14 protein-coding genes are annotated in these 12,170 nt (G+C 55.8%); 3 read left to right on the forward strand and 11 right to left on the reverse strand.

The window, feature by feature from the left end; genetic code table 11:
- From era to folK, 10 genes are all read right to left on the reverse strand, one after another.
- Positions 1-978, reverse strand: a complete 978-nt coding sequence (gene era, locus ACOVRA_RS02005) for a GTPase Era (protein ID WP_421718843.1) — start codon at positions 976-978, stop codon at positions 1-3.
- Positions 971-1,660 carry a ribonuclease III gene (gene rnc / locus ACOVRA_RS02010; protein WP_421718844.1) on the reverse strand — a complete coding sequence of 230 codons (690 nt, stop codon included), beginning with the start codon at positions 1,658-1,660 and terminating at the stop codon, positions 971-973. The genes era and rnc overlap by 8 nt, the downstream gene beginning before the upstream one ends.
- On the reverse strand, positions 1,657-2,454 hold the full coding sequence (gene lepB, locus ACOVRA_RS02015) for a signal peptidase I (RefSeq protein ID WP_290808710.1): 798 nt from the start codon (positions 2,452-2,454) through the stop codon (positions 1,657-1,659). Before lepB ends, rnc begins: the two co-directional genes overlap by 4 nt.
- A gap of 16 nt (positions 2,455-2,470) precedes the next feature.
- Positions 2,471-2,881, reverse strand: a complete 411-nt coding sequence (acpS, locus tag ACOVRA_RS02020; RefSeq protein WP_290808713.1) for a holo-ACP synthase — start codon at positions 2,879-2,881, stop codon at positions 2,471-2,473.
- Positions 2,878-3,627: a pyridoxine 5'-phosphate synthase gene (locus ACOVRA_RS02025; RefSeq protein ID WP_421718845.1), complete on the reverse strand. Its 750-nt coding sequence runs from the start codon at positions 3,625-3,627 to the stop codon at positions 2,878-2,880. Before ACOVRA_RS02025 ends, acpS begins: the two co-directional genes overlap by 4 nt.
- A complete protein-coding gene (pyrE, locus tag ACOVRA_RS02030) occupies positions 3,624-4,220 on the reverse strand; it encodes an orotate phosphoribosyltransferase (protein WP_290801105.1) in 597 nt (198 codons plus the stop codon). Before pyrE ends, ACOVRA_RS02025 begins: the two co-directional genes overlap by 4 nt.
- Before the next feature lie 30 nt (positions 4,221-4,250).
- On the reverse strand, positions 4,251-4,916 hold the full coding sequence (locus ACOVRA_RS02035; RefSeq protein ID WP_421718846.1) for an SDR family oxidoreductase: 666 nt from the start codon (positions 4,914-4,916) through the stop codon (positions 4,251-4,253).
- A 22-nt stretch (positions 4,917-4,938) separates the two neighbouring features.
- Positions 4,939-7,179 (reverse strand): RelA/SpoT family protein, encoded by a 2,241-nt coding sequence (locus tag ACOVRA_RS02040; protein WP_421718847.1) that lies wholly within the window; start codon positions 7,177-7,179, stop codon positions 4,939-4,941.
- 15 nt (positions 7,180-7,194) lie between these two features.
- Positions 7,195-7,548, reverse strand: a complete 354-nt coding sequence (rpoZ, locus tag ACOVRA_RS02045) for a DNA-directed RNA polymerase subunit omega (protein WP_085340083.1) — start codon at positions 7,546-7,548, stop codon at positions 7,195-7,197.
- A 118-nt stretch (positions 7,549-7,666) separates the two neighbouring features.
- Complete coding sequence (gene folK / locus ACOVRA_RS02050; RefSeq protein WP_421718865.1) at positions 7,667-8,197, reverse strand: 2-amino-4-hydroxy-6-hydroxymethyldihydropteridine diphosphokinase; 531 nt, start codon at positions 8,195-8,197, stop codon at positions 7,667-7,669.
- A gap of 37 nt (positions 8,198-8,234) precedes the next feature.
- On the opposite strand from folK, the gene ACOVRA_RS02055 reads away from it, so the two are divergent.
- On the forward strand, positions 8,235-8,897 hold the full coding sequence (locus ACOVRA_RS02055) for an NYN domain-containing protein (RefSeq protein ID WP_421718848.1): 663 nt from the start codon (positions 8,235-8,237) through the stop codon (positions 8,895-8,897).
- Between the two features lie 21 nt (positions 8,898-8,918).
- Positions 8,919-9,545, forward strand: coding sequence for a uracil-DNA glycosylase (locus ACOVRA_RS02060; RefSeq protein WP_421718849.1), 627 nt, complete (start codon positions 8,919-8,921; stop codon positions 9,543-9,545).
- On the opposite strand, the gene ACOVRA_RS02065 is transcribed toward ACOVRA_RS02060, so the two are convergent.
- Positions 9,542-10,789 carry an MFS transporter gene (locus ACOVRA_RS02065; protein ID WP_421718850.1) on the reverse strand — a complete coding sequence of 416 codons (1,248 nt, stop codon included), beginning with the start codon at positions 10,787-10,789 and terminating at the stop codon, positions 9,542-9,544. The two genes, ACOVRA_RS02060 and ACOVRA_RS02065, sit on opposite strands and share 4 nt — an antisense overlap.
- Before the next feature lie 88 nt (positions 10,790-10,877).
- On the opposite strand from ACOVRA_RS02065, the gene ACOVRA_RS02070 reads away from it, so the two are divergent.
- Positions 10,878-12,134, forward strand: coding sequence for a CaiB/BaiF CoA transferase family protein (locus ACOVRA_RS02070; protein ID WP_421718852.1), 1,257 nt, complete (start codon positions 10,878-10,880; stop codon positions 12,132-12,134).
- The last annotated feature ends 36 nt before the right edge of the window (positions 12,135-12,170 follow it).

A 12,170-nucleotide genomic window follows, 5' to 3' on the forward strand; every position in this document is an offset into this window, starting at 1 on the left:
CTAGGCATCAAAGTCGAGGCCCAAAGCCGTGTAGCGGGCCCGTTCTTCGATCCAGTTTTCACGTACCTTCACATGCAAGAACAGATGGACCGGCCGTTCAATGGCTTCGGCAATGTCTTTGCGAGCGTTTTGAGAAATCCATTTCAGGGTTTCACCACCCTTGCCAATGGCAATCCCTTTGTGGCCGTCGCGCATGACATAGAGGGTCTGGTCGATCCGCACCGAACCATCCTTTTTCTCGGTCCAAGCATCGGTCTCAACGGTCGCATGATAGGGCAATTCCTCATGCAAACGCAGGAATACCTTCTCACGCGTGATTTCAGACGCCATCACGCGCATCGGCGTGTCGGCCACTTGTTCTTCCGGATAAAGCCACGGCCCCAACGGCATACGCTCGGCCAACAAATCATTGAGGCGCTTCAGGCCGGACGACTTCAGAGCGGAGATCATCACGACCTCATCATAGACACCCCTCTCATAAAAGGCCTGCGACAGGTCGAGCAATTTGGCGCGATCCAGCACGTCGACCTTATTCAAGGCTAGGATTGCTTTGCGGCCTTGTTTCTGCAGACCTTCGATAACTTGTTGGACGTCCTCATGCGTGCGCTTGTCGCTGCCATCACCGCGGCCTTCGCTGGTCCGGCTAGCCGCCGGCGCATCGACGACATGGACCAATGCATCGGCATCGGCCGCCCCGCCCCAAGCCGAGGCTACCATCGCACGATCTAAGCGGCGCTTTGGCGTAAACACGCCTGGCGTGTCGACTAAGACAATTTGCGCGTCGCCATGAATAGCGACCCCACGCACGGGAAAGCGCGTGGTTTGGACTTTCTGGGTCACAATCGAAATCTTCTGCCCAACAAGCGCATTGACCAAGGTTGATTTGCCAGCATTTGGCGCACCCAATATGGCGGCAAAGCCGCAGCGGGCTTGTACCGTCGCCGCTGGTGTGGGTGTAGTTTCACTATTCTCAGACACGTAATCCGCCTTGCTTCAGAAGCGCTTGGGCCGCAGCCCGCTCTGCATTTTGTTTCGAAGAACCCTCTGCCGTCGCAACATGAGCCCCAGCCGTGACCTCTATCACAAAACGAGGCGCATGGTCAGGTCCATCGCGTTCAAGGACCTGATAAACTGGGGGCGGAAACCCGCGCTTCTGCGCCCATTCCTGAAGCGCGCTTTTGGGATTGCGATGAAGCCCAGATTGTTCTTGCTGACCGGCCTGCCAAGCCAGCTCAAACAGGCCCTGAACGGCTGGGCGGCCACCATCAAGCCAAAGCGCAGCCATCAAAGCCTCGAATGCGTCGCCTAGAATCGAGTCATTTTCGGCGACCGCATCCGCGCTAAAGCCGCGCGAAACCACCATGAGCTCAGCCATACCAATGCTGCGCGCTGCTTCCGCACAATTTTTGCCCGAGACGATGGCGTTGAATTGACGCGTCAACTCACCCTCTTCGGCCCGACCATGGCGCTCAAACAAACGCTCCGCCGCCATCAGACCCAAGACCCGGTCGCCTAGCCATTCTAGCCGCTCATTATGGGCAAAGCCCTTTTGGCCGTCGCCACGCGACTTATGCGTCAGCGCGCGCTCCAACAAGGATCGGTCCGAAAACTGATACCCGATCTTCTCTTGCAGCGCGTGAAGCTTTGCGTCTCGGCTCATCGAATAGGGACGGCGAGCCGATCCCACCGCAGGCCCGTGAACCAGGTCCATGGCAGATAGAAACGGGTGGTCTCATCAAAGGAAAGCAACACAATCCGCCCACGACCGACTAGATTTTCCGCAGGCACAAAGCCAACACCCGATTGCAGGATCGGATCGGCGCGGCTGTCGGTTGAATTGTCGCGATTGTCGCCCATCATGAAATAATGGCCTTCGGGCACCACAAAGACTTGGGTATCGTCGAACATGCCGTTGGTCTCAAAATCATAGGTCACATAGGACCGGCCGTTCGGCAGGGTTTCGCGAAAACGTGTCGTTGTACGCACATTGCCATTCTGTTCGGTGATGGTCTCAGGCTCCAGCATCTCTTGTTTGACGGGGGTGCCATTCAAAATCACTTGCCCGCCGACAACCTGAATCCGGTCACCGGGCATACCAATCAAGCGCTTGATATAGTCCTGCCGAGGGTCTGAGGGCAGCTTGAATACGACGACGTCGCCACGTTCCGGCTTAGACCCTAGGACGCGACCATTGAGGATTTTCGGCGAAAACGGAATGGAAGCATTGCTATAGCCATAGTCCCACTTCGAGGTCCAAAGGTAATCGCCAACCAAGAGGCCGGGACGCATCGATTCAGAGGGAATGTTGAACGGCTGAAACAAGAAAATCCGCAGGAAAAGCGCAATGCTCAAGGCCATCACGATGGTCTTGATGCTCTCAATCAGGCTGTCACCCTTTGGCGCTGGTTTCACCACCTTGCTTGAGGCGGCCTTAGAGTTTGTTGTGTCAACCATAGGATTCGTTTTCTTTTCAATTTGGTTCAAGGGGCCGCAGCCCGATCACCACAAAAGCCATAGCCAAAGGGTGGTCATCGGTCAGACTAAGATGAATGTCCGCAGCAAAGCCAGGTGGTATCAGTTCTTGCAACCGCTTTAGCGCGCCGCCCGTCAAACTCAAAGTCGGTCTGCCAGTTGGCAGATTGACGACTTCCATGTCGCGCCAAGCCACACCGCGCCGCATGCCTGTTCCCAGCGCTTTAGAACAGGCTTCTTTCGCGGCAAAGCGCTTGGCATAGGTATCTGCCCGTTTGGCTGGCCGACGATTGGCACGGGCTTGCTCACCCGCTGTAAAGCAGCGCGCTTCAAAGCGGCTCCCAAAGCGCGCCAGGGTCGCCTCGATCCGGTCAATCCGACACAGGTCTGAGCCAATTCCGACAATCATGCGCGCGCTTCATCCATGAGGCGACGCATACGGCCAATCGCATCTTCAAGGCCAATGAAAATTGCTTCACCTATGATGAAATGACCAATATTTAATTCAACCAGCTCGCGAATGGCCGCAATTGGCTTCACATTGTCAAAGGTCAGCCCGTGGCCGGCATGGACTTCAAGACCGCGCGCAGTGCCAATTCTTGCGGCCTCTGCCAACTTTTCAACGATCTGTTGGGCTTCCTCAACATGTCCCTCAAGCGCAGCTTCTGCATACGCGCCAGTATGCAATTCCACGACTTGCGCGCCCATGGCCTCTGCGACAGCCAATTGGATGGGGTCAGGTTCAATGAACAGCGAAACACGGCGACCAGCCGCTGCAAGCTTGCGTACCATGGGCGCAATCGAATTGTGCAAGCGCGCTACATCGAGACCGCCCTCGGTCGTCCGCTCCTCGCGCTTTTCCGGCACAATGCAGACCGCATGTGTTGGGTGACGAAGCGCGATGTCGAGCATTTCTTCGGTGGCGGCCAGTTCAAGATTGATCGGCAATTCCACTTGCGCGATGAATTTCTCAAGGTCCTCATCACGAATATGGCGACGGTCTTCACGCAGGTGAAGCGTGATGCCATCGGCACCGGCTTTGGCTGCCATATGGGCAGCGCGCAACGGATCGGGATGAGGGCCACCCCGCGCATTTCGGATCGTTGCCACGTGATCAATATTGATCCCAAGCCGCAAGCGATGGTCAAAGCTCATGAGGATGTACTTTGCGACAAGGCCCGGCTGCCGGGCTTAATGGCCGGAATGCCCTTGAGGTCATCTGGTATTTCATCGGGCGCAAAGCTTTCGACTTCAATCGAAGCCAAGGCGACCAGCTCACAGCCGACATCGGCCCGGCCTGCACTGCGATCCACAATCACAGCCGCCCCTAAGATCACGCAAGGTGCATCCTTGATCGCTTCGAGTGTTTCGCGCACCGAGATGCCCGTCGAAACGATGTCTTCAACGATCACGACGCGCGCCTCAGCTGGCAAGGTAAAGCCGCGACGCAGGCGGAACTTACCGTCTTCGCGCTCCACATAGACGGCTTTGGCACCTAAATGCCGCGCCGTTTCATAGCCTGGAATGACCGCACCCACAGCAGGCGACACCACATAATCCACGTGGCCCCAACGCTCTTTGATCTTGTCTGCCAAGCCCCGGCAGAGTTTTTCGGTTGCAGGTGGGTCCATAAACACAAAGGCCTTCTGCAAGAAGGTGCGGCTATGGCGGCCCGAAGTTAGAATGAAATGGCCCTCAAGCAGGCCACCGGCCGACTTAAAGGTGGAAAGAACGTCGTCATTGGTCATAAGGCTTATGTATCACTTTCTAAGCTGGTTTCACCAGTCCTGCGTGTTTCCGGTCCAGTCCATGAAGCGGCCGGTGCCCGATAGTTGCAAATTTTCGGCGAGTTGAATGAGGCCATCAGCGCTGGCCTTGGCGTCGATCTCGGCCCCTGCCCCGCCCATATCGGTGCGAACCCAGCCCGGGTGACACGCTACAATCGCAATGCCATCGCGCTTAAGGTCAAGCGCAAAAGTCTGCACCAGTTTGTTCAAGGCCGCCTTGGAAGCCCGGTAAGCCGGTGCCCCATCTGATGAGCCTGAAAAGCGGCCCATGCCGGACGAAATCATCAAAACCCGACCTTGGGCGGACTGCTTCAGATGCGGCAAAAAGGCTTGCAACACGCGCCACGGGCCAACCACATTGGCATTGAGGACGCCCAGAAAATCATCGGGTTCAAGATCGGCCAATTCCTGTGGACGCGGGCCAAATACCCCTGCATTTTGAATCAGGACATCGATGTTCTCGCCTACACTTTGTGCTGCCGCGCGAACCGACGCCGTGTCGTTCATATCACACGCGACGACTCGAAAATTAGGATTTTCCAAAGGTGCCTGTCCGTCGCGGGTCGTACCGATAACCGTGTGGCCCCGCGCCAACAAGCCTTCTACCAACGCACGGCCAATGCCGCGGTTCACCCCAGTCACCAAATAGGTTGCCATCTTTACGTTCCTTGCCGTCCGCTCAGCCCCGTAACCGCTTCACATCAACAACAACAGGCAAAGCCCGCAAGGATGCTGCAATCACGTTCAAATGCTTGGAATCTGCGACTTCAACGTCGACCAAGAGATCGATGAAGTCTTCGCGCCGATTTTGTGCGCGCACATTGGTAATATTGCCATCACACTCGGAAATGATTTTGCCCACTTGGGCAAACACGCCCTTGGTGTTTTCACAACTCATAACCAAGCGGCCCAGAGCCAAACCATTGCGTTTGGCCTCATCGGTCCACGCCAGATCAATCCATTGATCTTCATTGGCATCATGCTCGGCCAAATGGTCACAATCGATTGTGTGCACTTCCACCCCTCGGTCGGGCACATGAACCCCGACAATCCGGTCACCCGGCAAGGGCGAGCAACAGGGCATGAAATGGAGTGCGACGCCGGACATCAGGTCTGACCCCCGGACAAAATCTCCAGCATGGTCATTATCGATCATTAAACGCGGTTCACCCAAGACACTCTTGCGCACAAAACCAGGGACGGCCGCTTCTGCAAGGCTCGCCCCCGTTAAGCGACCGCGCCCAATGGCGGCATAAAGCTCATCCATCGTATCGTAATTCAGGCGCTGGCGCGCATCTTCGAGATTGATGTCCTCAGGATTGAGACCAACGCGGCGCAGCGCATGGCCAGCCAACCGGCGGCCCAAGGTCGCAAACTCCTCGCGCTCACTTTCACGCACCAAGCGACGGATGGCAGAACGTGCCTTACCGGTCACCGCGACAGACTCCCAATCCGCCACTGGCTTTCGCATCTCTGACCGTAAGATTTCCACGACGTCGCCATTGGAAAGCGCGGTCCGCAATGGACGCTCCTCCCCGTTGATCCGAGCACCGACTGTTGTATCGCCAATGCGGGTATGAACGGCATAGGCAAAATCCAGCGGCGTCGCGCCATACGGCAGAACAATCAAATCGCCTTTGGGCGTAAAGGCAAAAACCTGATCCTGAAACATTTCCAGCTTGGCATTTTCCAGAAACTCTTCCGGATCTCCGCCATGCTCGAGAATTTCAACCAGATTGCGCAAGGGTGCCAAGGGATCGGATTGCTTGCCGTCCATCGGGTGGTAGCCATAGGTGCTATTCTTATAGCGCCAATGCGCGGCAACCCCGTCTTCAGCGATCCGGTCCATTTCGTCGGACCGAATTTGAATATCAACCGACGTCGAGCTCGGTCCCACAACGCCGGTATGGATGGAGCGATAGCCATTGGGCTTGGGGACAGAGATAAAGTCCTTAAATCGGCCCGGCACGCACGACCAAGCTTCGTGGATCACGCCGAGGGCCGCATAGCATTGGGCGGTATCATTCACCACGACGCGGAAACCATAGAGGTCCGAGACGTCGGAAAAGGAAATCGACTTACGCTCCAGCTTCTTCCAGACCGAATAAGCGCGCTTTTCACGGCCCATCACGCGCGCTTCAATGCCTGCAGCTTCTAAAGCCGCGCCGATCTTTTGGGTAACTGCTGCCACGGCACCCGCGCGCTCTGCCCGCAGATTGGCCAATTGCTCATTTATAGTCTTACAAGCTTCGGGGTGAAGGTGCTGGAAGGCCAGCTCTTCAAGCTCCCCCGAAAAGCGCTGGATGCCCATGCGCCGCGCCAAGGGGGCGTAAATATCGGCCGTCTCGCGGGCAATCCGCTCTCGCTTTTCGCGCTTCTTAATGAAGTGAAGCGTGCGCATATTGTGCAGACGGTCCGCCAGCTTCACCAACAAAACGCGCACATCTTTCGACAAAGCGAGGATGAATTTCTGCAGGTTTTCAGCTTGCTTGGTACGGTTTGAGTTGAGCTCTAGCTGGGAAAGCTTTGTCACCCCATCAACCAATTGCGCCACTTCATCGCCAAATAACTTGCCAATCTCAGCGGTCGTGGCGGTGGTGTCTTCAACCGTGTCGTGCAACAGGCCCGTGATGATGGAAGCCGCATCGAGCCGAAGCTCGGTCAGAATACCGGCAACTTCGATTGGATGGGCAAAGTAAGGATCGCCGGAAGCCCGCAACTGGCTGCCATGGCGCTGCATCGCAAATACATAAGCGCGATTAATGGCATCCTCATTGACATGAGGATCATAGGCCCGAATGCGATCAATCAGCTCATACTGACGCAAAATTCGGCCCCGACTAGGAGGCCGCACGATTTGCGCCGGGAACGGCAATTCCCCAGATTCTTCTAACGTCTCAGAGGCCCTGCCATCGTCCATGGTGAACCTTTAAGATCAATAGGGGTCTTCGCGGACTGCTTCTTGCTCTTGCTGCAAAGCGCGCAGCACATCGTCTTCAGTTGCAAGTACAGGGGCTTCCAGAGCCAAGAGATCGCTCTCTTCTTCTTCACGCACAGCATGTGGGCGAACTTCGCGTAGCGAAGCAACCAAGCCATCGCGCAACTCTTCGGTTTCTACCGTGGCGTCGGCGATCTCGCGCAAGGCCACGACAGGATCTTTATCGCGATCGCGGTCGAGCGTGAGCGCTGCACCACCAGAAATCTGGCGGGCGCGATGCGCTGCAAACAATACCAGAGAGAATCTATTTGGGACGCGTTCAACGCAATCCTCTACCGTCACGCGGGCCATATATCTAATCCTGTCGGAAAGTGAGTAATCTCTTTACGGGAAGTCTTGTCGTTTCTCAACCATTGCACGCAGATAAAGGCGCAAGGCCCAAAAGCAAGCAAGCGCAGCTTGCCTGCCCTCAATCCAGTCGCACGCAATCGTTGAGATTTCCTGACTCTCGCAACTGTTGCAGCAAAACCCGTCCAAGCGTGCCCGACACGGGATGTCGCCAATCTGGCGCAATTTCTAACAGCGGTAGTAATACAAAGTCTCGCTCTGCTATTCGAGGATGCGGCAATGTTATAACGCTGCAATTGACACTAACAATGCCATTGTAATCGACTATATCTAAATCCAATGTTCTGTTTGCCCAACGATCATTGAGGGAACGAATGCGGTTCATCCGCGCTTCTATTACCTGACACCTTTGAAGAAGAGCCAAGGGGTCTTCGTCAGCGGTTTCAATGCGACAAATCGCATTCAAATAGTCGGGTTTTCCGCGATTTGGCGGCCAAGCTTTGGTTGACCAAAACGATGACAGAGTGGTGACACGGTCACCATTTTGTAGTAACAGATCCAAGGCGTCGAGGAGAATATCTCGCGGCGCTTTAGAGCCCAAGCCTAGGTTCGATCCTAGGCCAATAAATATTCCGGAAGGCTCTAGAGGCATTTTTGGATGGAATAGTTCAGAGGAAGGCCGCGTCACAATGACTTTTTATCCCAATGAGCGAATCGCTCTGTTTATCGATGGTGCAAACTTCTACGCAGCAGCGCGCACTTTGGGCTTCGACGTTGATTATCGCAAGCTTCTTGAAGAGTTCAAGAAGCGCGGCCGTCTCGTTCGCGCCAGCTATTACACCGCCATTCTCGAAGATGTTGAATATAGCCCAGTTCGCCCACTCGCCGATTGGCTAGACTATAATGGCTTCAACGTCATCACCAAGCCTGCCAAGGAATTCACCGACACCTTGGGCCGTCGTCGCGTCAAAGGCGACATGGATATTGAAATTGCTGTCGACATGATGGAGCTAGCCTCTCATGTTGACCATATCGTGCTGTTCTCCGGCGATGGAGACTTCCGCGTCCTGATCGAAGCGGTTCAGCGTCGGGGTCCTCGTGTCTCGGTGGTTTCCTCCATCAAGACCCAACCACCCATGATTGCCGATGAACTTCGCCGCCAGGCGGACACCTTCATCGATCTGGCGGATCTGTCGGCCCTGATTGGTCGCCCGCCGCGTCCAGATGGCTTTGAGAACCCACGCGCCAACATGCGCCCAGCACGCCCAGCAGAGGGCGATGTGTTTGTCGACGAGTTTGACGACGAGCTGGAAGGCATGGAAGACGAGCTTGAGGGCGAGACGGAAGCCTAGTTCAAAGCGGGCAGATCAGCTGTGCAACAACCCACACGCGATTGCCCGCTGTGCCCCCGATTGGTTGCTTACCGTGCAACCAATCGGCTAGAAAATCCAGACTGGTATAATGGCCCTGCCCCCTCGTTTGGGGATGACGACGCTTGGCTGTTGATCGTGGGCCTCGCCCCTGGCCGGACCGGAGCCAATCGTACGGGTCGGCCCTTTACCGGCGATTGGGCGGGCGACCTGCTCTATCAGACCCTCGCGCGCTTTGACTTGTCGGACGGCACCTATGCCGCCCATGCGGGCGACGGTTTGTCGCTAAAGGGCGCGATGATCACCAATGCCGTGCAATGCGCGCCGCCAGCCAACAAGCCTGAGCCTTCTGAAATCGCCCAATGCGCACCGTTTTTGAAGGCGCAGATTGCAGCGCTGACAAGCCTCACAAGCCTCATCTGCCTTGGCAAGATCAGCCATGATGCAACCGTTCGCGCGCTGGGGGCCAAGCCCTCTGCCTATAAGTTCGCCCATGGTGCGGTTCACCAGATTGGCGACAAGACCCTTTATGACAGCTATCATTGCAGCCGCTACAACACCAATACGGGGCGGTTGACCACGCAGATGTTTGAGGATGTGTTTGCTAAGGCCTTGGCTGACAGGGGCTAGGCCCCTGCCGTTTCAGTCCTCTGATATTTCGGCAGGCTCAACATCAAAACACCCGCCAAAACCAATCCGACAGACGATGCGATCAAGACCTGATCGTAAGATCCCAATTTGTCATAAACGATACCGAAGGCGAGCGGGCTAATCCCGGCACCCAGCGTATAGAAGACATATTGCCAGCCATAAATCTTGCCGTAATTCTTCATGCCGAAATAGCGACTGGTGAAGAAGGCGATCAAATCAAGCTCTGCGCCTAACGCCACCCCAACTAGGATGACGGCCAAAACGGCCGGCCCATGACCGCCCCCCATCAAGAGGTAGCAGCCAATGGCTGGAATGGCGAAACAGGCCGCCGCAATCGGTGGGGCGTGGAATTTGTCGATCAAATAACCAACCGCTAAACGCGCCACGAGAATCGAGACCCCAATCAGGCTAGCGATCTGGGCTGCTTGAGCACCCGACAAGCCATTGTCCTTCATCATCGCGACGATATGCACAGCAATCCCGCTCATGGCGAAGGTCACAAAGAAGAAGGCGATCCCCATTTTCCAGAAAGTGGCCGTCCGCACCGATTCGCCTAGCGTCATGCCGGTGGCAGTCAATGCCGCTTGCGCCTGATGGGCTACGCTGCGGTCCTTGAACAACGCTAGAAAGATCGGCAGCCATAGCACTAAGACTATGCCAAGCGCGACGTAGAACACACCTTTCCATCCAAAGGCATCAATGCCCATCTTGTAAAGGATCGGCAGGGTAATCGCACCGAACGACGTCCCCAAAAGCGTGAGACCAAGTGCCAGCCCGCGTGACTTATCAAACCACTGATTGATCGTGCGGGTATAGGTCAAAGGCAAGGTGCCCGCCGCCACAATCGTCATGATGAAATAGGTCAGCCAGAATTGCTGGAGATTGCCATCATTCAAGGTCAGCAGAAACAAGCACAATGCCAACAAAAGCCCTGAGACCAAGGCAACCGGGCGCGAACCAAACCGGTCCGTCACTGCGCCAGCAACATAGGACGAAAGCAGATTGCCCAGCCCCATCAAAGTCACCGCCATGGACACATCGGTGCGGCTCCAACCAAAGGCTTCTTTTAAAGGGCCAAACAAATTCTGCACCGCATAAAAGGGCAACGTCGCCAGAGACGCATAGACGCCGACAATGGAAGCCAGAAGGATAGGCCAACCGAGCACAAACTCATTGGTCGGCTTTGTCGGCATGGCTTGATCTTGTTGACCACTCTCTGTCATCTGGCGAGACTCCCCTTGCCTGCTCTAGTATCAGCAAGCCTGACAATGATATATCTTTTCAAAGAAGCAAATAAAAAGAACGCGACCCATGCCTAAAACACTGCAATCAAACGCCCTACCCGCCTCCCCAACCGCTTTAGCAGGCGTTCGGGTGCTTGATCTATCCCGCGTACTGGCCGGGCCTTGGGCAACTCAGACCTTGGGTGATTTGGGCGCTGACGTCCTTAAAATCGAAAAACCCGGCGTCGGAGATGATACGCGCAGCTGGGGCCCGCCATTTCTAATCGACGAGAGTGGTGCCCAAAGCGACGCCGCTTATTACACCTGCGCCAATCGCAACAAATCCTCCCTTACCCTCGACTTCACTTCGCCAGAAGGCAGCGAAATTTTGCGTGCACTTATCCCGCATCATGATGTGCTTGTTGAGAATTTCAAAACCGGTGGCTTGGCCAAATATGGCTTGGACTATGAGAGTGTCGCAAAGATCAATCCAAAAATGGTCTATTGCTCGATTACCGGATTTGGCCAGACTGGCCCGTATGCGCCGCGCGCTGGCTATGATTATCTGGTGCAAGCTGCAGGTGGCTTGATGAGCGTAACTGGCCAAGCGGACGGCACGCCGGGGGCAGAGCCGTTGAAAGTTGGGGTGGCGGTCGCAGACCTCTTCACCGGCCTTTATGCGACCATCGCGATCCTGGCCGCCTTGCGCCATGCCGAGGCCACGGGTCAAGGCCAGCATATTGATATGGCTTTGCTCGATTGTCAGACTTCTGTGCTCGCCAATCAGGCGGCCAATTTTCTGGTCTCGGGCAAAGCGCCGACGCGCTTGGGCAATGCACATCCAAACATCGCCCCGTATCAGGTTTTCCCAAGTGCCGATGGGCATATTGTGCTGGCGGTTGGCAATGATGGCCAGTGGCAACAATTTTGCGCCGCTGCTGGTCAAACCGAACTCGGCGCAGACGCCCGCTACAAGACCAATGCCCAGCGTGTGGCCCATCGCGACAGCCTGATCGCAGGGCTTTTGCCCGTAATGGCCAGCAAAACAACCGCGAGCTGGATTGAAGTTTTGGAACAAGCTGGCGTGCCATGCGGGCCGATCAACACGATTGATCAAGTCTTTGAGGACCCTCAAGTGATCGCACGGGGGATGCAACAAGAGCTGTCACGCGCGGATGGCACCACCATCCCGCTCGTGGCCAATCCGATCAAAATGAGCCTCACGCCCCCTATTCCGCGTCGCGCGCCACCAGCATTGGGTGCTGATACCGAAGCCGAGCTCAAAAGCCTCTTGGGCCTCAGCGATGCGCAGATTGAAGGTCTGCGCGCGAAGGGGATCATTTAGCGGTCAGGCTTGCACATTTGTCCTCGAAGACCCCTT

The organism is Aquidulcibacter sp. (assembly GCF_049239865.1).
Classification (GTDB): Bacteria; Pseudomonadota; Alphaproteobacteria; order Caulobacterales; family Aquidulcibacteraceae; genus Aquidulcibacter.